Origin of the sequence: Mesorhizobium sp. B3-1-6 (assembly GCF_006439555.1) — a bacterium.
Lineage (GTDB): Bacteria > Pseudomonadota > Alphaproteobacteria > Rhizobiales > Rhizobiaceae > Mesorhizobium.
Genome location: NZ_VFTM01000008.1, coordinates 117,816 through 141,167 on the forward strand (window position 1 = coordinate 117,816; position 23,352 = coordinate 141,167).

The following is a 23,352-nucleotide window of genomic DNA, read 5'->3' on the forward strand; positions in this document are numbered from 1 at the left end:
TCAGAACAACGAGCCCTGATTGCCCGGCTCCCTGGCTTTCGCGGGCGATTTCGCGGCCAGCTTCGGCCGTGCGCCGCCGCTGGTGGCGATGGCTTCGGCATTGCCGTCGGCGAATTCCAGCTGCAGCGCCACGCCGGGCGCCACCTCCGCGACCCGCTTGATCACGGCGCCGTCAGCGTCCTTGACCAGCGCGAAGCCGCGCGCCAGCACGGCTTTGTGCGACAATGTCGAAAGCAGCCGGTCCGCCTGGGTGAGAGCCGCGCGCAGCCGGTCGAGCCGCCGCGCCGTCGCCTGGTCCTGCCTGCGCGACAGTCCGGCCAATGCGTCGACCTGCAGCTTCTGCCGTCGGACAATCGGCGCCGGCGACAGCCGCGTAGAATTGCGCTGAAAGCGCGCGCGGCGCTCGCGCACGATGGCGAAGAACGCGGCTCGCGCCCGGGCAATGTCGCGGCCGGTCAGCGTGCGCGCTTCGTTGAGGCGCCGCGACAGGGTCGCCGGCGTCAGCCTTTGCCGCTCCAGCGTGGCTCGCTTGCGCTCGATATTTACCGTCAACCCGCGGCCGAGCCGGCTCGTCGCATCGTCGAAACGGCGGCGCGGCAGCGCCAGCAACTGGTCGGGCGAGGGGAGTGCCCGCGCCGCCGCGCGCACCGCCTGGCGCTTGCGCTCCAGATGCCGCGAGGCGCAGGCGTTGAGCCGCGCGCCGAGACTGGCGAGCGTCGCCTCCAGCTCCGCCCTGACCGGTACGGCGATCTCGGCCGCACCCGTCGGCGTCGGCGCGCGCATGTCGGCGACGAAGTCGATCAGAGTCGTATCGGTCTCGTGCCCGACGGCCGAGATCACCGGGATGGCGGACGCCGCAACGGCCCGCGCCAGCCCTTCGTCGTTGAAGCCCCAGAGGTCTTCGAGGCTGCCGCCGCCGCGCGCCACGATCAACAGATCGGGCTGGCGGATGGGTCCCTCCCATGTCAACGCGTTGAAGCCGTTGACCGCAGCCGTGACTTCCCTGGCGGTCGTGTCGCCCTGAACCCTCACCGGCCAGACCAGCACATGGAGCGGAAACCGGTCCTTGATGCGATGGATGATGTCGCGGATCACCGAGCCGGTCGGCGAGGTGACGACGCCGATGACTTTGGGCATGAACGGCAGCCGGCGCTTGCGGCTGGCATCGAACAGGCCTTCGGCCTGCAGCCGTCGTTTGCGCTCTTCGAGCAGCGCCATCAGCGCGCCGGCGCCCGCCGGCTCAAGATTGTCGATGACGATCTGGTAGTTGGATTTGCCGGGATAGGTCGTCAGCTTGCCGCTGGCGATCACCTCCATGCCTTCCTCGGGGCGGAACTTCAGCCGCGCCATGGTGGTCTTCCAGACCACGGCATCGATCCGCGCTCGGTCGTCCTTCAACGCGAAGTAGGCGTGGCCGGACGAATGCGGGCCGCGATAGCCGGAAATCTCGCCACGCACCCGCACATTGCCGAAGGCGTCCTCGACAGTGCGCTTCAGCGCGCCGGAAATCTCGCTCACTGTGTATTCGGTGGCGTTGCTGCGTGATTCGGTTGCTGTTTCACTCATTTGGCGATTGGGGAACGCTTATCGGCCCGCGTCAAGCGCTGAGAAACCGCGCTAATATTATAACGCGATCTTAAGCCCGATTTGCTTTGACAGGCCCAGAAGAGCCGGCCGGGGACTTGATGAGCGTACGCCAAACCAGCAGCCCGTTGACCCGTCAGGTCACCCTGACCGTGCTGACGCTCGCCGCATTCGCTTTGGCCATCGTCGTAGGCTTCGGCTTCTACGCGGCCAGCCAGGCCGATGATGCCTCGCTCGTACGACAAAAGATGTTCATCGCCGATGGTTTGAAAGACCAGATTGCGTCTGTTCAGCGGGAGCAGGAAAGCGTTTCGGTCTGGGATGACGCGATCATCAATGTGAGGGCAGGTAACCAGACCTGGATCGAAGAGAATCTCAGTGTCTGGATGTACACCTATTACGGTCACAACCGGGTCTATATTCTCGACGCCGCCAATCATGCGATCCACGCCATGCGCGAGGGCAAGGTGGTCGACGCTTCCGCCTATGGCGAGGACCAGCCCACGCTTCTTCCCATCATCGAAAAACTGCGTCGCATGCTGGCTGGGCCGCCGCAGACCGATGCGTACGGCCAGCCTGCGAAGATGATGGCCGGGGATCTGGTGTCGCTCGACGGCAAGCCGGCGATCCTGAGTGTGATGCCGCTGGTGCCGAGCTCGGACAGGATCACCCAGGCGCGCGGCACCGAGTGCCTGCATGTGTCGGTCGAATTCATCAACGACGCGGTGATCGGCAAGATCGCCGGAAAGTACCTGCTTGATGGCGCGCGGCTGGTGCCTTTGTCACAGGCGGCTGGCCCAGCCGCCGTGCCGCTGGTCGATTCGCGCGGCGTCATCCTCGGCTATATCGGCTGGGAGCAGCTGCGGCCCGGCCTTGCCTTGGTGCGCGAGATCGCTCCTGCCTTGGCGGTCGCGCTGCTGTTGGCGGGCGGCGTGCTGGTCTTCCTGTTGCGCAGGTTGCGTCGCGCCTCGGCCGCGCTGCAGACAAGTCAGGACCAGGCGCAGTATCTCGCCTTCCACGACACGCTCACCGGCCTGCCCAACCGGGCGCTGTTCGAGGACCGCTTGCGGCGCACGCTGCTGTTCGCCAGCCAGGACAGAACGCGCGTGGCGCTGCTTTACCTCGACCTCGATCGCTTCAAGCATATCAACGACACGCTCGGCCATCCGGCCGGCGACGAGCTCGTGCGCCAGACGGCGGCGCGGCTCAAGCACACGATCCGCGAAGTCGATACCGTCGCGCGACTCGGCGGCGACGAATTCGCCGTCATCCTGCTTGACGTTCCCAACGCCGGAAGCGCCGAGGACATCGCCGAAAGGCTGCTCTTGAAGCTGCGCGAGCCGTTCCGGCTGATCGACGACCAGGTCTTCGTCAGCGCGAGCGTCGGCATCGCGCTGTCGTCTGGATCGGACACCGACGCGGACGACCTGTTGCGCAAGGCCGACATCGCGCTTTACGAGGCCAAGAAGAACGGTCGTGGCCGCTACGAGCTGTTTGCCGGCGACATGGACGATCTCCTGTTGCGCAAGCGCAGGGTCGAATCCGAACTCCGCAAGGCGCTCGACGGCGAAGGTGGCATCAAGCTCGCCTATCAGCCGGTTTTCGCGGCCGACGGCCGCGGCATACTGGGGGCCGAAGCGCTGATCCGCTGGGGGCATGAAGTGCATGGTGCCTTGCCGGCCGCGCAATTCATCGCGATTGCCGAAGAGCGCGGCCTCATCGGTGAGCTCGGCAAATGGGCGCTGGGCGAAGCCTGCCGCTTCGCGGTCACGACCGAATTGTCGTGGATCGCCGTCAACATCTCTCCGATGCAGCTGCGTAACATCGGCTTTGCCGAAGAGGTCGCCGAGATCCTGAGCGAAACCGGGCTCGACCCGTCCCGCCTGCAGCTAGAGACCACCGAAAGCGTGTTGCTCGAGCACGATGACGCGATCGGCACGGTGATTGCCGCGCTGCGCCAGTCCGGCGTGCGCATCGTGCTCGACGATTTCGGCACCGGCTATTCCTCGCTGAGCTATCTGCGCCGCCAGGCGATCGACAAGCTGAAGATCGACCGCTCTTTTGTGCGTCTGCTCGACGAGGACGAAAGCGCCCGCGCAATCGTCAAGACGCTGATCGAGCTGGCGCTGGCCCTCAAGGTCGAGGTGACCGCTGAAGGCGTCGAGACCGACGTGCAAAAAGTCTTGCTGGTCGGCATGGGCTGCCACCAGTTGCAGGGCTATCTGCTGTCGCCGCCGCTGGAGCCCGGCCAATTGCTTGCGCTGCCGGGTGTTTCGTCCGTCGACCGGGAATTTTCGGCAGCTCGCGCCTGACTTTACCAGCCAGGCATGATCTGGTTCGCCTTGACCCGCTTCATCTTGGCGAAGGCGAGCGCGGCGAAATCGAAGCTTCCCGCCTCCTCGCTGACCGGCACGGAAATGTTGTCGAGGCTCTCGGCGATATGGCGGGCCAAGGCGTCGACGATTTCCGGCTGCGAGGTCTGGCCGCGCATGATGCCGATGCGGCAGTCCGGCAACTGGCCGAAGCCGTCGGCCTCGCCGAGCACGCGCATGCCGGGCCGGAGCGCGCATTCCGGCAGCACCGAGACCGCCAGGCCGGAAAGCACGGCCGCGGTGATCACCGTGGCCGAGAAGCTGGAGAACAGCACGCGGTATTCGCGGCTCTGCCGGTCGAGCACGTCGACCGCGGCGCGCCGCCAGATGCAGTTCGGCCGCCCGAACGCCATCGGCAGGGTTTCCTGCTCATGCGTGGCGTGGTTGGCCGAGGTGACCCACAACAGCGGCTCGCGCCGCACCACCTCCGACTGGCCGCGCGTGTCGTTGTGCGTCACCAGCGCCAGGTCGAGATTGCCGCGCTTGATGTGCTCGACCAGCCCCGGCGTCGGCTCGCAGACGACCGTCAGCTCGACGCGCGGGTTGGAGCGCGAGAAGCGCGCCATGATCTCGGGCAGGAAGCGGTCGGCATAGTCGTCGGGTGTGCCGATGCGGATCGTGCCTTCCAGCCGCTGGTCGTCGAAGGCGGCCAAGGTCTCTCGGTTGAGGTGGATCAGCCGCCGCGCATAGGAAAGCAACCGGTCGCCTTCCTCGGTCAGCTTGTTGGTGCGGCCGTCCTTTTCGAACAGCGGCTTGCCGATCCGCTCCTCCAGCCGCCGCATCTGCATCGACACCGCCGACTGCGTGCGGTGGACCTCCTCGGCCGCGCGGGTGAAGCTTCCCGTGTCGGCGATCGAGATGAAGGTCTGCAACTGATCGAGGTCGAGCGGCGCTTTCATCGGTCCAACCTATCATTGATGTTGATGCTACAGATTAAAAACATTCGTTGGATTAATCAATCGCGCGATGGCAAATTGGCATCGTCCACATGAAAGCAGTGCATGTCGCCCAAAAGCGGCCCCCGGGTTTGGCGGCAACGACATGCATCACGTCAATGAATGGAAACCGGAACGGCGCTTCTCCCAAGGCGCCGCTTGCCTGGTTTCGTCCGCTCGACTCCTGGAAGGAGAGACTGACATGACCACGATTGAATTCGCTTCCGAGACCCCGCGCATCACCACGCGTCCGGCCGTTGCGACGCGTGCGCTCAATGCTCTCGCCAACGCCTATGTCGCCTGGAAAAATCGCCGCGCCTTCTATCGCCTGGGCGAGATGTCGGACGCCGAGCTTGCCGATATCGGCCTGACCCGCGCCGACCTCCATGTCGCCGTCGCCGTGCCCTTCGGCCGCGACCCGACGGTGAAGCTGCGCGCCATCGCCAGCGAGCGCGCCGACACCATCGAGGATCTCGCTCGTCAGGTAGCCTGAACGGCCGCGTTGCCTGGATTTCCGGTCGCGTTGAACCTTTTCACGGCTCGGCGCGACCAAGTCTCATGCAGGCTCCCACACTCCCTGCCGGTTCCCCGCCGGCCAGCCTGCACATTGCCCGGTTCCTCCTCCAGGACCGGGCATTTTTCTTTTTGGCTAGAACTGGTCGATGAATTCAGCCAGCCGTGCACCGGCGAAGATCAGAATGCCGAAACTCAGAAAGCACAGAGCTAATATCCCATAGCCGGCGCGATTGCTTTCATCGACGCTCTTCCATTGCGATGGCAATGGTTTGCCATGCTTCAAGGCGTCGCGGATATCGCTGTACCCGGGGGCATTCCGTGGATTGACGAGGTCGTAACGAAAAAGGGCAAAGGCAGCGCCTATCGTTGTCGCCGCCATTAGGCCTTCAACGATCACTTCGCCCAGGGTCATTTGGATACCCACCGCATTGGGCGACCTACCGCCGGTCCATGTCGCGCTTGAACTGGTCGAAGATCGTCCCGACGCTCTTCTCATATTCGTCGCGCTGCTGAGCGCCGGTCTCGAACATCTTGCCGAAGATGTCGTCGAACGGGTTTCGCGGCCGGCCGCTCGGATTGGTTTGCGGCTGTTGCGGCGCGCTTGGCTGCGGTTGGCGCTGCTGCGGCTGCGGCGCCGGCTGCCCACCCGGCAGGCCGAAACCGCCGCCACCCTGGCGCAGCATCTCCTCGTAGATCTTGCCGAGCGGGTTGTCGCCATAAGGGCTTTGTGTCGGCTGTGTCTGCTGCGGCTGCTGCGGCGCGCCGCCGCCGAACATGTCCTTCAGCACCTTGCCGAGCGGGTTTTCGCCATAGGGATTGGGCGCGGGCTGCGGCGCCTGGCGTTGCTGCGGCGCCGGCGCAACGCCGCTCTGCCGCATCATCTGCTCGATGATCTCGCCAAGCGGATTGTTGCCGCCACCGAAACCGCCGGCGGCCTGCATCTGCCCCCCACTCAATTGATTGTTGGTCTGCTTGAACAGCCCGCCCATCATCATCGAAGCCATGGCCGGCAGCATCTGCTGCAGCACCTGCTGGCTCAAGCCCGTCGCCTGCGCGGCTTGGCTCGCCACGGCGCGCGACAGGTCCTTCGAGCCGAACAGATGGCCGAGAATGCCGTTGCCCTCATCGATGCCTTGCGGCGAAAAGGCCCTCGTGGCGTCCTCGAAATACTTGGCGTGCTGGCCGCTAGCCATCGCCGTCATGAAGGCGCCCATCCCGTAGGGATCGGCGGTGTTGCGCTGCAGCCCTTGCGAGAAGGCCGGCAGCAGCGCCTGCACCGCGGCCTGCGTCTGCTGCATCGAAAGCCCGTATTGCTGGGCCAGCGCCTGCATGCCGGCGCCGTTCTGGGCTTGGGCGAATATGTCGAACAAGGAAGGCATTGGCATCTCCTCCGAGAACATCCTCGTGGAAGAAACCTAGTTCGTTTCCATTGCTGATTGAAGCGGCTTTCGTCGCGCTACCGTCACGCGGAACCCGGACGGTTAATAGGCATACTCCATGAACACGGGCTCGATCGAGCCGCCCCAGCGCGTGTGATAGGCCGACAGCATCTCCTCGGCGCTGGTCGTACCGCGCGCGACCACTTCGTCGAGTGTGTTGAGAAACGAGGTCTCGTCATAGCCGTCGCGATTTTTCTTGCCGCGGTTCTTGAGCCCCATGCGCGAGATGGCGAGCACGTCGCGGGCGACGTCGCGCAAGGTGGCATTGCGGAATGGCGCCGCAATGCCTTGCTCCGGCACGGCGTTGCGCATCGCCAGGGCTTCTTCGTAGGTCCAGCTCGCCGTCAGCGCCTCGGCGGCATCCAGCGCCTGCTCGTCATAGAGCAGCCCGACCCAGAAGGCGGGGAGGGCACAGATGCGCCGCCACGGGCCGCCGTCGGCGCCGCGCATTTCGAGGAAACGCTTCAGGCGCACGTCGGGAAACAGCGTCGAGAGATGGTTTGCCCAATCGCCCATCGTCGGCAGCCCGTCGGGAATCTCGTTGCGCGCGGCGCCTTCCATGAACTGGCGGAACGTGTAGCGCGTCATGTCGTGATAATGACCGTCGCGGATGACGAAATACATCGGCACGTCGAGCGCCCATTCGACGTAGTCGGCGAAGCCGAAATCGGGCGAGAAGCAGAATTCGAGCATGCCGGAGCGCTGGTTGTCGGTATCGCGCCAGATGTCGCCCCGCCAGCTCTGCAGGCCGTTCGGCCGGCTCTCGGTGAAGGGCGAGTTGGCAAACAGCGCCGTCGACAGCGGCTGCAGCTTCAGCGACACCTGCATCTTGCGGCGCATGTCGGCTTCGCTCTCGAAGTCGAGGTTCACCTGGATCGTGCAGGTGCGGTACATCATGTCGAGGCCCTTGGTGCCGACCTTCGGCATGTAGCGGGTCATGATCTCGTAGCGCGACTTCGGCATTTTCGGCGTGTCGGCAAGCGACCATTTCGGGCTGCCGCCGAGGCCGAGGAAGCGGATACCCATCGGTTCGGCGATCTCGCGCACCTGCGCCAGATGCGCATTGCCCTCGCGACAGGTCTGGTGGATCGATTCCAGCGGCGCGCCGGAAAGTTCGAACTGGCCGCCGGGCTCCAGCGAGATTGCGCCCTGGCCGGTCGGCTCGACCAGGCCGATGATGCGGCCGGCATCCATGATCGGATCCCAGCCGAGCTTCTCCTGCATGCCTTCGAGGATGGCGCGGATGCCGCGCTCGCCGCCATAGGGCACAGGCGCGTTGCCATCGACATAGAAGGGGAATTTTTCATGCTCCGTGCCGATGCGCCATTTGTCGCGCGGCTTGTTGCCGGCGGCCAGATAGCCAACCAGTTCGTCGATGCCTTCGATGGGCTGGGTATCGGTTGTGTCGCGCGCCATCTAGCCCCTCCGTGCGCATGATATCCGAAAACCGGCACCGATTTCCGCTGGACGTCCTGCGCAAGACTTCAAATGCTACAGCGCCCTCTGCTCCTCGAAAAGGAGGCGCGGTGCTGCAGGGGCCGGACGGCCGCCGGCGCTAGATGGACGAAATGCCGGCAGCCGATCAAGCAAAAAATCCTGAGCCAGGCCTCAACAGGATTTGATCACCAGTCGCCGATCGTCGCCTGGATCGCGGCAAGCGCTGCCACCGCCGCCGTGTCGGCGCGCAGGATGCGTGGTCCGAGCGGAATGGCGGTGACGAAAGGCAAGGCCCTCAGCATCTTGCGCTCGTCGTCGGAAAATCCGCCCTCGGGTCCGACCAGAAGCGCAAGTTTCTTCTCACTTACCGCTTGCAAGGCCGGCAGCGGATTGTTGGTCGAGGCATCCTCGTCGCAGAAGATCAGCCGTCGCTCCTTGTTCCAATTGGCAAGCAGCCGTTCCAGCTTCTCCGCTTCGCGCACCTCAGGCACTGCCAGGATGCCGCATTGCTCGGCCGCCTCGACGACATTGGCGCGCAGCCGTTCGATGCCGGGCTTCGCTACCTGCGTGTGCTGGGTGATGACAGGCTGCAGCATGCCGGCGCCCATCTCGACCGCTTTTTGCACAAGGTAATCGAGCCGGCCCTGCTTCAGCGGCGCAAAGCAATAGACGAGGTCCGGCAGCGGCGGCTGCGACCGCTGCAGTTCCAGCACCTTCAGCCGGACCGCCTTCTTGGACTTTGCAGCGACCGACGCCGACCATTCGCCGTCGCGGCCGTTGAAAAGCAGGACCTCGGCGCCTTCGCCGAGCCGCAGCACATGAGCGAGATAGTGGCTCTGCTGCTGTCCGGCGTCGAATTCGAGGCCGGGCCTGAGATCGTCCGGCACGAACAGGCGTTGCATCTTGTAATTGGCGCGCATGGCCGAGCAATGAGCGAGGCTCCCCCTTGCGTCAAGTCGTACGGAAAAGACGACACGCGAAGGTCGGAACACCAACGCCGGTTTGTCTTGCGATCATAGAGGCTGCGAGCCAGGAAATTGCGAGGGATCCAGGGATCAATGAGCAAGATTACACGTGGCAGTTGCCTATGCGGCGCCATTCAATACGAGTTGCGTGGCGAATTGCGTCCGATCGTTGCCTGTCACTGCAACCAATGCAGGAAGGCCAGCGGTCATTTCGCGGCCGCCACCCAGGTCGAACAGGCGTCGGCGGCTATCACGGGCGATACATTGCGTTGGTTCAAATCGTCGGAGCATGCCGAGCGGGGCTTCTGTTCCGTATGCGGCGGCAACCTGTTCTGGCGCCGATTCGGCAGTCCTTTCATATCTGTCTGGGCCGGGACCATCGACGGCAAGACAGGTCTTAAGATGGAACGCCAGCTCTATCCGGAATCGGCCGGTGACTATTACGATCTGCCGGCGGTGCCGATGGTGTCGCAATCGGATCTGAAATAACTGCGGTCAGCCCGCCCAGACGGGTCGATATCCGGCGCGGAGCACGGCGACGGTTGTCGGTGGCGTGATCATGATCGGATTGACCAGTTCCGGCGCGTCCAGCCGGATCGGCGGTTGATAGCCGCCGAAGCTCCAGGGCAGGGCTGAACCATCAAGCAGCGCGTAGCATTTGTTGCCCACGGCGATCATGGTACCGCCTGGCAGGCTGGCGAGCGATGCGGGATCGAGCCTTGCCCCCTGTCCGCCCGAGGCCAGCCGTTCCTTGTGCAGCCGCTTGTCGACCATCGGCGCGCGGGGGAGTTCAATGCCGAACGCTTCGCCGAAGCGGCTCACGAAATCGGTCGCCCGTTCGCGCCGGCAGAAGAAGCAGGGCCGATGGCCGGCGGCCAAAGCCGTCACCTCGTCGAGGAAGAAGAGCTCGGTCCAGCCGGCCTTGCCGCCAGGCCGATTGCGGCCCATCGGCTCGCGCCGCACATTGCGGAACTGGCAGACGCAGATGATCCAGGCCGGCAGGGCCCAGCGCTTCTTCAGAAGCGTCCTGGTCTCGGGGTCATGGATGATGCCGCGGTTGCCGGTGAACAGGCCACGTTCCGGCACGGCGTGGATAGCGCCGAAGGGATCGACCCGGTTCTGCAGTGGCATAGCTTTCTCTCCGCTGCGCATCTTGGCTGAAACACGGGCCGCATGATATCGCTCGCCCCAGCATTTTCATGTCAGCAGGTTTTCGATGCGGGTTTTGGTCGTCCAGAATTTCGACAATGAGGGCCTTGGCCAGATCGGCGCGGCCCTTGTGGAAGCCGGCGCCGACATCGATCTGCGCAAGCCTTACCACGGCGAAGCGCTGCCGCAGGACAGCAGCGAGCATGACGCCATGGTGATGTTGGGCGGCGCCCAGAACGCGCTCGACGACGAGATCTGCCCCTACTTCCCTGCATTGCTCGACCTGACCCGCGATTTCGCCGACAAGGATCGTTCGGTGCTCGGCATCTGCCTTGGCAGCCAGCTTGTGGCGCGCGCCTTTGGCGGCGCCAACCAGATCGGCGGCGCCACCGAGTTCGGCTGGCATAAGGTGTCGCTGACGCCGGCCGCCAAATCGGACCCGGTCCTGGCGGCGCTGCCCGAGAAATTTCCGATCTTCGAATGGCATGACGACACGTTCGGCCTGCCGGAAAACGCCGTGCGGCTGGCCGGCAGCCCGGTCGCCGAAAACCAGGCCTTCCGCCTCGGCCGCGCCGTCTATGGCTTCCAGTTCCACTTCGAGGCGGATACGCCGATGGTGCGCGACTGGAGCACGTCCTTCGCTGCAATGATCGCCGAGCGCCATCCCGACTGGAACGACCGGCTCGACGACGAGCTCGCCCGCAATGGCGCCGACGCCGACGCTGCCGGGCTGGCAATTGCCCGCGCCTGGGTGGCCACGATCTGACCCAAGCTCATCCTTGGACGAGGCGTGGCATAATTGGCACGCTTGCTGGTTTCCGCCTGGGGACAACATTCTTCTTTCTTGGTTTGTGTCCGGCCGCTCGCCTAAGAGGGCGCGCTTTGTATCGTCGGTGCAACCGCCATGAACCTTTTGTGTGATCCAGCCGACACACCGGCGATACAGAATCTGCTTAGAAGCGCGAAATCGTCGAAACATTGAGACGCATTTTATCGTTTCAACGCATTGGTAACCGCCTCGTGCCCAGATGCAGAAAGCTTAACCAGAGATGACGTCCGTGAAAGCAGCTCTCCTGTCTTTTGTCATGCTGTCTGCCATCGTGCTCTGCGGCCTGGGCATTTATGCCGCCGACGCAGCGACCAACCACCGGGCCGTCGACGGCTACGGCGTCACCGCCTCGCTGAACTAGATCCCGACAAAATCTGAGGCACGTCCGCGCCGGGGGGTAGCGCCTAAAACGCTTTTCCCTGCACGGCGATGATGCGTTTGTCGCCGCCATCGATGGCGAGCGCGCTCAGCGTTCCGGATTTCCAGGCAAGCGTGTCGACATTGACGCGGTTGGCCCTGACCTCGGCCTCGGGTACCGGCGTGTGCCCATGCACGATCACCTTGGGAAAGAGACCGGGGTGGTCATGGAAGGCATCACGGATCCAGATCAGGTCCTGCTGGCTCTGACCGTCGAGCGGCACGCCCGGCCTTATCCCTGCATGGCAGAAGAAGAAGTCGCCGAAACTCACCGAAAAAGCCAGCGATTGCAGGAAGTCGACATGGCTGCGCGGCACCGCTTTCACCAGGGCCATATGTCCCCGTGCGATCGCTTCCGCCTTGCCGAACCAATGGCCGTCGCGCAGCAGATCCACGCCATAGGACTGCGCCGTCTGCACGCCGCCGTAATTCATGAACAGGCCGTCCGGCTCGGCATCGGCAAGGAATTCGAGCATGCCGATGTCGTGGTTGCCGGCGAGCATGATGTTGCGCGGATCGTATTTCTGCGCGTCGATCAGGAAATCGATGACGCTTCTGGAATCCGGCCCGCGGTCGACATAGTCGCCGAGATGGATGATGCGCCAGTCGGGCGCGGGCGCATATTCCAGTTGGCTCTCGATGCGCCGGTGCATGGCGGCGAGCAGGTCGTGCCGCCCATGCACATCGCCGATGGCGTAAAGCCGCATGCCTTCCGGCCCGCTTGCGTCGAGGTAGTGGATGCCGGTTTCGGTCAAGGAACCTATCTTTTCGTGTTGGTCGCCGCGCGCAAGCTAGGACCAATCGATGAACAACGCCCTAGCGCCGCAGCTTATCCTTGCCATGTCCGCGATGAGGCGCTCGCCGCGCGCTAGCGCCGAAGCTGATCCTTGCCCATGTCGGTCACCAGCCGCTTGCCGCAGAGCGCCAGCGTGATGTCCATTTCCTTGCGGATGATTTCGAGCGCCTTGGTGACGCCATCCTTGCCCATCGCGCCGAGGCCGTAGAGGAAGGGCCGGCCGATATAGGTGCCCTTGGCGCCGAGGCAGAGCGCCTTGAGCACGTCCTGGCCGGAGCGGATGCCGCCGTCCATATGGACTTCGATCCTGTCGCCGACCGCATCGGCGATTTCTTCCAGCACCGAGATCGAGGAGGCGGCGCCGTCGAGCTGACGCCCGCCATGGTTGGAGACCACGATGGCATCGGCGCCGGTCTGCGCCGCCATCAAGGCGTCTTCCTTATCCAGAATGCCTTTCAGGATCAGCTTGCCGCCCCAGCGTTCCTTGATCCAGGCGACATCCTTCCACGACAGCTGCGGGTCGAACTGCTCATTCGTCCAGGACGACAGCGAAGAGACGTCCCCGACGCCCTTGGCGTGGCCGACGATGTTGCGGAAGGTGCGGCGCGGTGTGCCGGCGATCCCCAGGCACCAGCGCGGCTTCAGCGCAAGGTCGATGATGTTGGCAAGCGTCATCTTGGGCGGTGCCGAAAGCCCGTTGCGGATATCCTTGTGGCGCTGTCCCAGGATTTGCAGGTCGAGCGTCAGCACCAGCGCCGAGCATTTCGCCGCCTTGGCCCTGTCGATCAGATTGAGCACGAAATCCTTGTCGCGCAGCACGTAGAGCTGGAACCAGAACGGCTTTTTGGTCACCGAGGCGACATCCTCGATCGAGCAGATGCTCATGGTCGATAGCGTGAACGGAACGCCGAACGCTTCCGCCGCCTGCGCCGCAAGCATCTCGCCATCGGCATGCTGCATGCCGGTAAGCCCGGTCGGAGCGAGCGCCACCGGCATCGCCACCTTCTCGCCGATCATGGTCGATTCCAGCGAGCGGTTGCTCATGTCGACCAGCACGCGCTGGCGGAATTTCATCTTGCCGAAATCCTCTTCGTTGGCCCGGTAGGTGCTCTCCGTCCAGGCGCCGGAATCGGCATAGTCGAAGAACATCTTCGGTACCCTGCGGCGTGCCAGATCCTTGAGGTCGGCGATGGTGAGGATGTCGCTCATGGTGGTCCCCGCTAATCTGTGCTTAGGAGCGTTTTCGTGTGGGTTCGATGTCGCCGGCATCCGAGCGCTGTCTGAGGCGCAGCCTAGACACGCGCTGCCAGTCGCCGCTGCGCTCGGCTTCCGCCATCGAGCGTTCGACATAGGTGATGTGGTCCATCGCCGCCTTGCGCGCCGCGACTGGGTCTGCCGCCTTGATCGCGGCGTGTATAGCCCTGTGCTGCTCGAGCAGCGCCTCGCGCGCGCCGGGCACGCCGAACACCAGAAGCCTGTTCTGGAACACGCCCTCGGAGAGCAGCCGGTAACAGGAGCGCAGCGTGTGCAGCAGGATGATGTTGTGCGCGCATTCGCACACCGCATGGTGGAACTCGACGTCGATTTCCGCCTCGTCGTCGAAGTCGCCGGTCCGGTGCGCCTCGTCCATGCGCGCCATGATGCGGTCGAGCAGGGCCAGATCCTCCGGCGTCGCGCGGCGCGCCGCATACTCGGCCGCTACCGCCTCGATCTCGCGCCGGTATTCCAGATAGTCCGTCACCGCCTTGCGGTGCGTGGAGATAAGGTCCGTCACCGGCTTGGTGAAGAGCTGGCCGATGACGTCGGCCACATGCGTGCCGCCGCCCGCCTTGGTCGTCAGCAGCCCGCGGCCCTCCAGTGCCTTCAGCGCATCGCGCAGGATCGGCCGCGACACGTCGAACTGTCGCGCCAACTCGCGCTCGCCGGGCAGCCGGTCGCCGGTGCGCAGCACGCCTTCGAGGATCAGGCTCTCGATCTGCTGCACCACCTCGTCGGCGGTGCGCGAATGCTCGATCCTGGAGAAAATGTCGCTCAAAGGGACGCCTGGAGAACGGGACGGAGATGATCCAGATTAAAGCCTCTGTCACCAACTGGTCAAATTATTTATCCAATTTGTCCAGTTTGGTCGCAGAGTTCGCCGCGCGTCAGCCTCCCCGGACGCCAATATTTGCTGTTTACGCGTCCCGCCGATTGCCGCAAGACGACCGGATTGCACGATGGGTCGAAACCAGGGGGACCAGCCGTGTCGGACGAGACGTCCAAACTCGAATTCCAGCCGCGCGCCCAAGGCAGCGTGATGGGCTTCCCGGCGCATGAGGGGCGACCTGGCGCGCTGGGCGAAGTCCATGCGCGTCCGCACCCGCTGATCGAAAAACCGCGCGTGCTGATCCAGCTTTCCTTCATGACCGAGGGCGGCGCCGCTGTCGACCATGCCGTGCTTTCGGAACTGTCGCGGCGGCTGGGTATCGCCGCGCCCGAGCGCAATGCGCGCCACCATGCCATGAAATGGGGCAAGGGCACGCTGCGCTGGGAGCGGCATACGGAATTCTCGACCTATCTTTGGGAAGGGCCGCTGGCCGAAAACGGCCGGACGCAGGAGGATTCGCCCTTCGGCAACGGCTTCTCGCCGCCGGGCACCGTGATTTCCGGCATCCGCCTCGAAATCCGCAAATGGACGCAGGCGAGCGAAAGACTGGTTGCCGGCTTCGACCCGACCAGCCTGTGCTATTCGCTGGTCGAGCGGGGCGCCGCCGCCATCATCACCGATTTCCGCCAGGACGGCGACGGCCTGACGCGCATGCTGGTGCTCGATCGCGGCCTGACGCCGGCCAGCACCGGCGCCTTGTCGCAGCGGCTGATCGACATCGAGACCTATCGCACGCTGGCCATGCTTGGCCTGCCGATGGCGTTGACGCTGTCCGGCCGCGCCCGTCGCATCGAGGACCGCCTGGCGCAGACCACGCTGGAAATGAAGGCGGTCGAAACCCGCGATAGCCAGACGCTGCTCGCCGATCTTACCGAACTTGCCGCGGAGCTCGAGGCCGACGCCGCATCCAGCCTCTATCGCTTCGGCGCCAGCCGCGCCTATGACGGCATCGTCACCGAAAGGCTCAAAGCGCTGGATGAAGAGCCGGTGCAAGGCTACGACACCTGGGCGGGCTTCCTCTTGCGGCGCATGGCGCCGGCCATGCGCACCTGCCGCTCGGTCGAGGAGCGCCAGGCGAACCTGTCGCGGAAACTCACCCGCGCCACCACGCTGCTGCGCACCTGGGTCGACGTCGAAGTGGAGAAGCAGAACCGCGACCTGCTCGCCTCGATGAACAACCGCGCCCGGCTGCAATTGCGCCTGCAGCAGACGGTCGAGGGCCTCTCGGTCGCCGCCGTGTCCTACTATGTCGTCGGGCTCATCGGCTATGTCGCCAAGGGCGCCTCGATCTTCGGGCACGCTTTCGCGCCCGAAGTCGTCACTGCCGCCTCCGTGCCGGTCGCCATCCTGCTTGTATGGTGGGGCGTGCGCCGCGTACGCAAGATGCATTCGGAGCCGGCGAAGCATCCGGGCGAATAAGCGGCCAAGCTTCATCTAGCGCGACCCAGGCCGCAGCGGCAGATTGCCGCTGCGGAAGCTTGCGGTTAAGCTTGGCGTGGAGCGCGACCAAAGCAGCGTTTGCAACGGGTGCGTCAGGCTGGTAAAAGATTTTGACCAGTCAAAGCCAGATGAGGCTGCCCGATGTCCGGCCTAGCCATGCCCAAGCCAGATGCCGAAACGCTGCGCCGTCGCGCCGAGATCGTCGACGACATGCGCATCATCGTGCCGGGCGAGGGGGTTGTCGACGCAGCCAATGAAATGCGCGCCTTCGAAAGCGACGGCCTCACTGCCTATCGGCAACTGCCGCTGGTCGTGGTGCTGCCGGAGACGGTGGCGCAGGTCTCCCGCGTCCTCAAATACTGCAACGAGCGCAACATTCGCGTCGTGCCGCGCGGCTCCGGCACCTCGCTATCGGGCGGCGCGCTGCCGCTCGAAGATGCCGTGCTGCTGGTGATGAGCCGCTTCAACCGCATCCTGGCGATCGACTATCCGAATCGCGTCGTGGTCGCCCAGCCCGGCGTCACCAATCTCGGTATCACCACCGCCGTCGAGCAGGAGGGCTTTTACTATGCCCCCGATCCATCCTCCCAGATCGCCTGCTCGATCGGCGGCAACGTCGCGGAAAATTCCGGCGGCGTGCACTGCCTGAAATACGGGCTCACCGCCAACAATGTTCTGGGCATCGAGATGGTGCTGATGAATGGCGAGGTGGTGCGCCTCGGCGGCAGCCATCTCGACCAGGAAGGCTATGACTTGCTCGGCGTCATGACCGGCTCCGAAGGCCTGCTCGGCGTCGTCACCGAGGTGACGGTGCGCATCCTGAAGAAGCCGGAGACGGCGCGCGCGCTGCTGATCGGCTTTCCGACCAGTGAAGAGGGCGGCCAGTGCGTCGCCGACATCATCGGCGCCGGCATCATCCCGGGCGGCATGGAGATGATGGACCGCCCGGCGATCCACGCGGCGGAAGATTTCGTCCATGCCGGCTATCCGCTCGATGTCGAGGCGCTGCTGATCGTCGAGCTCGATGGCCCGAGTGTCGAGGTCGATCACCTGATCGGACTGGTCGAGGCGATCGCCTATCGCAATGGCTCGACCACCTGCCGCATCTCGCAGTCGGAACAGGAGCGGCTGAGCTTCTGGGCCGGCCGCAAGGCGGCCTTTCCGGCGGTCGGCCGCATCTCGCCCGACTATTACTGCATGGATGGCACCATCCCGCGCAAGGAACTGCCGAGGGTGCTTGCCGGCATGCGCGACCTTTCCGAGAAGTACGGGTTAGGCGTCGCCAACGTCTTCCACGCCGGCGACGGCAATCTGCACCCGCTGATCCTCTACGACGCCAATGTGCCGGGCGAACTCGACAAGGCCGAGAGCTTTGGCGCCGACATATTGCGGCTTTGCGTCGAGGTCGGAGGCGTGCTGACCGGCGAACACGGCGTCGGCGTCGAGAAGCGCGACCTGATGCCGGAAATGTTCAACCAGGTCGACCTCGACCAGCAGATGCGGGTGAAATGCGCTTTCGATCCCAATCATCTGCTCAACCCCGGCAAGGTTTTTCCGCAACTGCGCCGGTGTGCGGAGCTGGGAAGGATGCATGTGCACCGCGGCCAGGTGGCGTTTCCGGATATTCCGAGGTTTTGAGTGGATACGTTGGCGCTTGAACCCCCCTCTCTGTCCTGCCGGACATCTCCCCCGCAAGGGGGGAGATTGGATGTCGCGGAGGCTTTCGCCAATCAGCAACGTTGGCGGGGAGGCGCGGCGCTGAAGCTGCTAATCTCCCCCCTTGCGGGGGAGATGTCCGGCGGGACAGAGGGGGGTGTGAAGGAACTCGACATATCCTCATTTGGGGTGGCCGCGTTGGCATGACCACCTTCACCCCCACTACATCCGCCGAAATCCTCTCCACGGTCCAATGGGCAGCGGCGGAAGAGACGCCGCTGGAAATCCTCGGGCACGGCTCGAAGCGCGGCATCGGCCGTCCGCTGCAGATCGAGCATACACTCGACCTGTCGAAACTCACCGGCGTCACCCTCTACGAGCCGGCCGAACTGGTGCTGTCGGCCCGCGCCGGCACGTCGCTCGCCGAACTCGAAAAACTGCTTACCGAAAACGGCCAGCAATTTGCGTTTGAGCCGATGGACTACGGCCCGTTGCTCGGCGGCGAGCCGGGCCAAGGGGGCAAGAACGGCACCATCGGCGGCGTGCTGGCTTCGAACCTGTCCGGCCCGCGACGTCTCAAGTCGGGCGCGGGGCGCGACCATATCCTTGGCGTTGCCGCTGTTTCGGGGCGCGGCGAGGCATTCAAATCGGGCGGCCGCGTGGTCAAGAACGTCACCGGCTACGACCTCTCAAAACTGATGGCGGGAAGCTGGGGCACGCTCGCCGTGCTGACCGACCTGACTTTCAAGGTCCTGCCGGCGGCCGAAACAGAAGTGACCTTGGCCATCCGCGGTCTGCTCGACGATGCGGCCGTCGCGGCCATGGCGCTGGCGCTCGGCTCCAGCGCCGAAGTGTCGAGCGCCGCGCATCTGCCGGAGCGCATCGCCGCGAAGGTCGCAGGCGGCAAGCACGGCAGCGATGCCGCCACGCTGCTGCGGGTCGAGGGGTTTGGGCCTTCGGTCGTCTATCGCATCGAGGCGTTGAAGCAGTTGCTCGGCAAGGCGGGTCCGCTCGAAGAGATCGCGGGCGAGGCGTCGAAGACGATCTGGCGCGATATCCGCGACTGCGCACCCTTCGCCGATGGCGGCGCGCGGCCGGTCTGGCGCGTGTCGATGGCGCCGTCGCAGGCGCATCACATGGTGATGGCTCTGCGCATGCAGGCGGCGGTCGATGCCTTCTACGACTGGCAGGGTGGCCTGGTGTGGCTGTCGATGCGCGAAGACGATCCGGAGGCTGAGCTGCTGCGCGGACTGATCCGCAAGCATGGCGGCGGCCATGCGACACTGGTGCGGGCGTCCGCCCCGCATCGTGCGGCCTTACCGGTGTTCGAGCCGCAACCGCCGCATCTTGCGGCATTGTCGGCGCGACTGAAGGCCGAGTTCGATCCCAAGCAGATTCTCAACCCCGGCCGCATGGGTTAGGACCGCGACATGCAGACCAATTTCTCAGCAGCGCAGCTGGCCGACCCGCATGTCGCGGAATCGGAAAAGATCCTGCGTAAATGCGTGCATTGCGGCTTCTGCACCGCCACTTGTCCGACCTATGTGACGCTCGGCAACGAGCTGGATTCACCGCGCGGCCGCATCTACCTCATCAAGGATATGCTGGAGAACGGCCGGCCGGCGGACAAGGAGATCGTCACCCATATCGACCGTTGCCTGTCCTGTCTTGCCTGCATGACCACCTGCCCTTCTGGCGTGAACTACATGCATCTGGTCGACCATGCCCGCGCCCATATCCAGGAGACCTATAAGCGGCCGCTGCTCGACCGGCTGACGCGCGCCATGCTGGCTTTCGTGCTGCCTTGCCCGACCCGCTTCCGCGCCGCGTTGAAGCTTGCCGGGCTCGGCCGGCCGTTCATCGGCTTGTTCGAAAAGCTGCCGGCGCTGAAACCGGTCGCGGCGATGCTGAAGCTTGCACCCGCGTCGATCCCGCCGGCATCGCCGCTGGCTTCGCCCGGCACGCATGCCGGGAAAGGCGCAAGACGTGGTCGTGTAGCGATTCTCACCGGCTGCGCGCAATCCGTGCTCGATCCGGCGATCAACGATACGACCATCTCCCTGCTGACAAGATTGGGCGTTGAGGTCGTGGTGCCGGAGGGCGAGGGCTGCTGCGGCGCGCTCGTCCATCACATGGGCCGCGAGCATCAGGCCCTTGCCTCGGCCAGACAGAATGTCGACGCCTGGACGCGCGCCATCGAGCAGGGCGGGCTCGACGCCATCATCATCACCGCGTCGGGCTGCGGCACCACCATCAAGGACTATGGCTTCATGCTGCGCCTCGATCCCGCCTATGCCGAAAAGGCCGCGCGCGTCTCGGCTCTCGCAAAAGACGTCACCGAATATCTTGCCGCGCTTGACCTGCCGGAGCCGCTGCGCAAGCCGGGCACGGTCGTCGCCTATCACTCTGCCTGCTCGATGCAGCATGGACAGAAGATCACGCGCCAGCCGAAGGAGCTTCTCACCAAGGCGGGCTTCGTCGTGCGCGAGCCGCGCGAGGGGCATCTATGCTGCGGCTCGGCCGGCACCTACAACATCCTGCAGCCCGAGATTTCCGCCAAACTGCGCGACCGCAAGGTGAAAAACATCGAGGCGACGGGCGCGGAAATCGTCGCCACCGGCAATATAGGCTGCATCACGCAGATCGCCTCCGCCGCGAAGCTGCCGGTGGTGCACACGGTCAAATTGCTCGACTGGGCTTATGGCGGTCCGAAGCCGGAAGGCGTTTCCGACAGCGGTTTGATCGCCGCGGAATAACTATTCCGCCGCGAGTTGATCCGGCACGCCGTAGGTCGCGCGGTAGAGCGCGCGCTGGCGGTTGAGCGCCACCATGGTGTTGCGCAAGAGAATCGCGACCGTGAGCGGGCCGACGCCGCCCGGCACCGGCGTGATCCAGGAGGCCACTTCCTTGACGCTGTCGGTATCGACGTCGCCGACGATACGGGTTTCGCCATCAGGTCCGACCTCGGAGTTGATGCCGATGTCGATGACGGCAGCGCCCGGCTTCACCATGTCGGCCTTGATCAGCCTGGGCTTGCCGACGGCGACGAACAGCGCATCGGCGCGGCGCGCATGGGCCGCCAGCGAGCGCGTCATGTGGTGGCACACCGTCACCGTCGCGCCCTCGCTCATCAACAGAAAGGCGATCGGCTTGCCGACGATCTCGGAATGGCCGACGACGACCACTTCGAGCCCCTTGAGCTCGGGGCCGGTCTCCTTCAGCAGTTCGACCGAGGCCGCCGCGGTGCAGGGCGCCAGGTCGAGCTGGTTGTAGACGATGTTGCCGATCGAGGCCGGATGCATGCCCTCGACGTCCTTCAGTGGATGCACCGCCGCCTGCAGCGTCTTGATCGGGATATGCGCCGGCACCGGCCGCTGGATGATGATGCCGGTGACGCGCGGATCGGCGTTGAGGCCATGGATCGCGGCCTCCAGCTCGCCGGCGGTGATGTCGGCGGCGAAGCGCCGCTCCTCGAAGCCGATGCCGGCAAGGGCTGCCTTGGCGCGCTGGTTGCGCACATAGACATCGACCGCCGCGATATCGCCGACGGTGATCGAAACCAGCTTAGGCAGAAAACCTTCGGCCGTGGCGATCGCCGCGTCCTCGCGAACGGAAGCGATGATGCGCTGGGCGACCGGGCCGCCTTTCAGGTAGCGGCTGTCGTCGGTCCGGGTCATGGCTGGCACCTTTTGCCTTCTCTGAGCAATTCAGGGGACAGGCGCGGGAGCGGCTTTCTGTCTGGAATTGCGTAACAACTAAGATTTTGTGCGCTGCAATAGCAGAGGAGCGCCGGGAAATCAGCCCCGAAAGCGAAACCGCCTGCTTTCGGGGCGACTTACCGCGCCCTGCATCAGAAGAAAAACTCAAAAAATGAAAAGGGCAGCGCGATTGCCCGCGCTGCCCCTTCGCGACCGGCCGTATCCCCACACGGCCCGTCCCCCGTAAACTCTGTCATCGGTTTAAGCACATCCCGCGGGATCGTACTATGACTTGGCGGCAACAGCAGGAGACTAAAAGCGCTGCGCCGTCTAACCGGCTGATTCGCTGCGACTATATCACCTCGACCGTGGTTCCGACATTGACGCGCTCGTAAAGGTCGACGACGTCCTCGTTGCGCATGCGGATACAGCCGGAAGACACCGCGCCGCCGATCGTCCAGGGCTGGTTGGTGCCATGGATGCGGTATTCGGTGGTGCCGAGATAGAGCGCGCGCGCGCCGAGCGGGTTCTCGATGCCGCCGGCCAGGTAAGTCGGCAGGTAGCGGCCCTTGGCCGCCTCGCGCTTGATCATCTCCGCCGGCGGGCGCCAGTCCGGCCACACTTTCTTGTCGGTGATCTTGTGCGTGCCCGACCATTCGAAGCCCGGTTTGCCGGTGCCGACGCCGTAGCGCCGCGCCTTGCCGTTCTTCTCGACCAGGAAAAGGAAGTTCTGATGCGTATCGATGATGATGGTGCCCGGCTTCGCCGGCCCGTCATAGGCGACTTCCTGCGGCAGGTAGATCGGGTTGATCTGTGGCCGCATCAGCATGCGTTTGGCCGGCTGCTGCACTGCCGCCGTGCGCTGCCGGTCGGGCTGTGCCTCGAACAGGCGGCGCTGCGGCTGCTGCGTTGCCTGCCGGGCCGGGCGCACGATGCCCGGCGCACGGCCAAGCTGCAGCACCCAGGGCGCCGAAAGGTCGGGGCTCACCATGACCGGCGGCATGTCGGCATAGCGGTCATTGGCAAGGGAGGTCGTGGCGCCGGCGGCAAGAATGGCCACCGCGCCAAGCAGGGAACAAAACGCTGTCTTCATCGGAACGCACCTTGATCGTCGAACTCGTCCGGGCGGGGGGCCTCGGCTTCGCGATCCTTGGCGCGCAGCGGCAAGCAAAGCATGAATCGGAATGCGTAAAATGCCGCTTTGTCAGTAAACCTTTTGGTGTGGTTACCGGCCGGTTCAGGAATCTGGTAAAGCCGCCGTAAACTTGGCGCCGAGGCGCGTTAACGAACGGATTTGGTAGCGATGGCGACTGAACATGCCGGTATTCTCGACGGCCCCGACGGCAAGGCGCGCTGCTTCTGGCACGGCAATCTGCCGGACTATCTCCACTATCACGACCACGAATGGGGCCGGCCGGTAACGGATGATCGCCGGCTGTTCGAAAAGATCTGCCTGGAAGGCTTCCAGTCGGGCCTGTCGTGGCTGACAATCCTGCGCAAGCGCGAGAATTTCCGCGAGGCCTTCGCCGGTTTCGACTTCGACAAGGTGGCGGCGTTCACCGACACGGATGTCGAACGCCTGCTCGGTAATGCCGGCATCATCCGCCATCGCGGCAAGATCGTCTCGACCATCAACAACGCAAAACGCGCCCGCGAGATGGTGGACGAGTTCGGCTCCCTGGCCGCGTGGTTCTGGAAGTTCGAGCCGAGCTCGCAGGAGCGGCCCGAAATCGTCGACCTCGCGCATCTGCGCGCCAATCCGACGACGGCGGTGTCGGTCAGGATATCGAAGGAGTTGAAGAAGCGCGGCTGGAGCTTTGTCGGTCCCACCACCGTCTACGCCTTCATGCAGGCCATGGGCCTGGTCAATGACCATCTCGAAGGCTGCTACTGCCGGGCGGAGGTGGAGAAAGAGCGCAAGAGGCTCAAGAGGCCGAAGTAGGGCGCTTTTGCCTTTTCCCACAAGGGTAGAA

22 protein-coding genes are annotated in these 23,352 nt (G+C 64.5%); 10 read left to right on the forward strand and 12 right to left on the reverse strand.

Translation table 11 applies throughout. The features are described from left to right. On the reverse strand, positions 1–1,566 hold the full coding sequence (gene xseA, locus FJ414_RS09630; protein WP_140643875.1) for an exodeoxyribonuclease VII large subunit: 1,566 nt from the start codon (positions 1,564–1,566) through the stop codon (positions 1–3). 119 nt (positions 1,567–1,685) lie between these two features. Between xseA and FJ414_RS09635 the strand changes: the two genes are divergently transcribed. Then, the gene (locus tag FJ414_RS09635) at positions 1,686–3,896 is read left to right on the forward strand and encodes an EAL domain-containing protein (protein WP_140643876.1); all 2,211 of its coding nucleotides are present in this window, start codon (positions 1,686–1,688) and stop codon (positions 3,894–3,896) included. 2 nt (positions 3,897–3,898) lie between these two features. On the opposite strand, the gene FJ414_RS09640 is transcribed toward FJ414_RS09635, so the two are convergent. Next, on the reverse strand, positions 3,899–4,855 hold the full coding sequence (locus FJ414_RS09640) for a LysR substrate-binding domain-containing protein (RefSeq protein ID WP_140643877.1): 957 nt from the start codon (positions 4,853–4,855) through the stop codon (positions 3,899–3,901). A 238-nt stretch (positions 4,856–5,093) separates the two neighbouring features. Here FJ414_RS09640 and FJ414_RS09645 point away from each other — a divergent pair, with 238 nt between their 5' ends. Next, the gene (locus FJ414_RS09645; protein WP_140643878.1) at positions 5,094–5,384 is read left to right on the forward strand and encodes a DUF1127 domain-containing protein; all 291 of its coding nucleotides are present in this window, start codon (positions 5,094–5,096) and stop codon (positions 5,382–5,384) included. A gap of 156 nt (positions 5,385–5,540) precedes the next feature. Here the strand turns inward: FJ414_RS09645 and FJ414_RS09650 are convergent, their stop codons facing one another. From FJ414_RS09650 to FJ414_RS09665, 4 genes are all read right to left on the reverse strand, one after another. Next, positions 5,541–5,819, reverse strand: coding sequence for a hypothetical protein (locus tag FJ414_RS09650; protein ID WP_140643880.1), 279 nt, complete (start codon positions 5,817–5,819; stop codon positions 5,541–5,543). 25 nt (positions 5,820–5,844) lie between these two features. Beyond that, on the reverse strand, positions 5,845–6,786 hold the full coding sequence (locus tag FJ414_RS09655; RefSeq protein WP_140643882.1) for a DUF937 domain-containing protein: 942 nt from the start codon (positions 6,784–6,786) through the stop codon (positions 5,845–5,847). A gap of 102 nt (positions 6,787–6,888) precedes the next feature. After that, positions 6,889–8,262 (reverse strand): glutamate--cysteine ligase, encoded by a 1,374-nt coding sequence (locus tag FJ414_RS09660; protein ID WP_140643885.1) that lies wholly within the window; start codon positions 8,260–8,262, stop codon positions 6,889–6,891. Between the two features lie 206 nt (positions 8,263–8,468). Continuing rightward, positions 8,469–9,203, reverse strand: coding sequence for a 16S rRNA (uracil(1498)-N(3))-methyltransferase (locus FJ414_RS09665; protein ID WP_140643888.1), 735 nt, complete (start codon positions 9,201–9,203; stop codon positions 8,469–8,471). Between the two features lie 138 nt (positions 9,204–9,341). Between FJ414_RS09665 and FJ414_RS09670 the strand changes: the two genes are divergently transcribed. After that, positions 9,342–9,737 carry a GFA family protein gene (locus FJ414_RS09670; RefSeq protein WP_140643890.1) on the forward strand — a complete coding sequence of 132 codons (396 nt, stop codon included), beginning with the start codon at positions 9,342–9,344 and terminating at the stop codon, positions 9,735–9,737. A gap of 6 nt (positions 9,738–9,743) precedes the next feature. On the opposite strand, the gene FJ414_RS09675 is transcribed toward FJ414_RS09670, so the two are convergent. Beyond that, positions 9,744–10,379 (reverse strand): hypothetical protein, encoded by a 636-nt coding sequence (locus FJ414_RS09675; protein WP_140643892.1) that lies wholly within the window; start codon positions 10,377–10,379, stop codon positions 9,744–9,746. A gap of 85 nt (positions 10,380–10,464) precedes the next feature. Here FJ414_RS09675 and FJ414_RS09680 point away from each other — a divergent pair, with 85 nt between their 5' ends. Next, positions 10,465–11,163 carry a type 1 glutamine amidotransferase gene (locus FJ414_RS09680; RefSeq protein ID WP_140643894.1) on the forward strand — a complete coding sequence of 233 codons (699 nt, stop codon included), beginning with the start codon at positions 10,465–10,467 and terminating at the stop codon, positions 11,161–11,163. Positions 11,164–11,455: 292 nt separating this feature from the next. After that, positions 11,456–11,587 (forward strand): hypothetical protein, encoded by a 132-nt coding sequence (locus FJ414_RS31985; RefSeq protein ID WP_263481599.1) that lies wholly within the window; start codon positions 11,456–11,458, stop codon positions 11,585–11,587. Between the two features lie 43 nt (positions 11,588–11,630). Here the strand turns inward: FJ414_RS31985 and FJ414_RS09690 are convergent, their stop codons facing one another. From FJ414_RS09690 to FJ414_RS09700, 3 genes are all read right to left on the reverse strand, one after another. Next, positions 11,631–12,398 (reverse strand): metallophosphoesterase, encoded by a 768-nt coding sequence (locus tag FJ414_RS09690; RefSeq protein WP_140643896.1) that lies wholly within the window; start codon positions 12,396–12,398, stop codon positions 11,631–11,633. Positions 12,399–12,511: 113 nt separating this feature from the next. Then, complete coding sequence (locus tag FJ414_RS09695; protein WP_140643898.1) at positions 12,512–13,648, reverse strand: alpha-hydroxy acid oxidase; 1,137 nt, start codon at positions 13,646–13,648, stop codon at positions 12,512–12,514. A 22-nt stretch (positions 13,649–13,670) separates the two neighbouring features. Continuing rightward, on the reverse strand, positions 13,671–14,474 hold the full coding sequence (locus tag FJ414_RS09700) for an FCD domain-containing protein (protein ID WP_140643900.1): 804 nt from the start codon (positions 14,472–14,474) through the stop codon (positions 13,671–13,673). A 207-nt stretch (positions 14,475–14,681) separates the two neighbouring features. On the opposite strand from FJ414_RS09700, the gene FJ414_RS09705 reads away from it, so the two are divergent. The 4 genes from FJ414_RS09705 (at position 14,682) to glcF (ending at position 20,437) form a co-directional block, all read left to right on the forward strand. Further along, the gene (locus FJ414_RS09705) at positions 14,682–16,004 is read left to right on the forward strand and encodes a DUF3422 family protein (protein ID WP_140643902.1); all 1,323 of its coding nucleotides are present in this window, start codon (positions 14,682–14,684) and stop codon (positions 16,002–16,004) included. A 162-nt stretch (positions 16,005–16,166) separates the two neighbouring features. After that, positions 16,167–17,663 carry an FAD-linked oxidase C-terminal domain-containing protein gene (locus FJ414_RS09710; protein WP_140643904.1) on the forward strand — a complete coding sequence of 499 codons (1,497 nt, stop codon included), beginning with the start codon at positions 16,167–16,169 and terminating at the stop codon, positions 17,661–17,663. Positions 17,664–17,884: 221 nt separating this feature from the next. Then, entirely contained in the window at positions 17,885–19,102 is a 1,218-nt protein-coding gene (locus FJ414_RS09720) for an FAD-binding protein (RefSeq protein ID WP_140643908.1), read from the forward strand. A gap of 9 nt (positions 19,103–19,111) precedes the next feature. Further along, complete coding sequence (glcF, locus tag FJ414_RS09725; protein ID WP_140643911.1) at positions 19,112–20,437, forward strand: glycolate oxidase subunit GlcF; 1,326 nt, start codon at positions 19,112–19,114, stop codon at positions 20,435–20,437. On the opposite strand, the gene FJ414_RS09730 is transcribed toward glcF, so the two are convergent. Both FJ414_RS09730 and FJ414_RS09735 read right to left on the reverse strand, forming a co-directional pair. Continuing rightward, a complete protein-coding gene (locus FJ414_RS09730; protein ID WP_140643913.1) occupies positions 20,438–21,358 on the reverse strand; it encodes a bifunctional 5,10-methylenetetrahydrofolate dehydrogenase/5,10-methenyltetrahydrofolate cyclohydrolase in 921 nt (306 codons plus the stop codon). A gap of 373 nt (positions 21,359–21,731) precedes the next feature. After that, entirely contained in the window at positions 21,732–22,472 is a 741-nt protein-coding gene (locus FJ414_RS09735; RefSeq protein WP_140643916.1) for a L,D-transpeptidase, read from the reverse strand. A 210-nt stretch (positions 22,473–22,682) separates the two neighbouring features. On the opposite strand from FJ414_RS09735, the gene FJ414_RS09740 reads away from it, so the two are divergent. Further along, positions 22,683–23,321 carry a DNA-3-methyladenine glycosylase I gene (locus FJ414_RS09740; protein ID WP_140643918.1) on the forward strand — a complete coding sequence of 213 codons (639 nt, stop codon included), beginning with the start codon at positions 22,683–22,685 and terminating at the stop codon, positions 23,319–23,321. Positions 23,322–23,352: the final 31 nt, after the last annotated feature.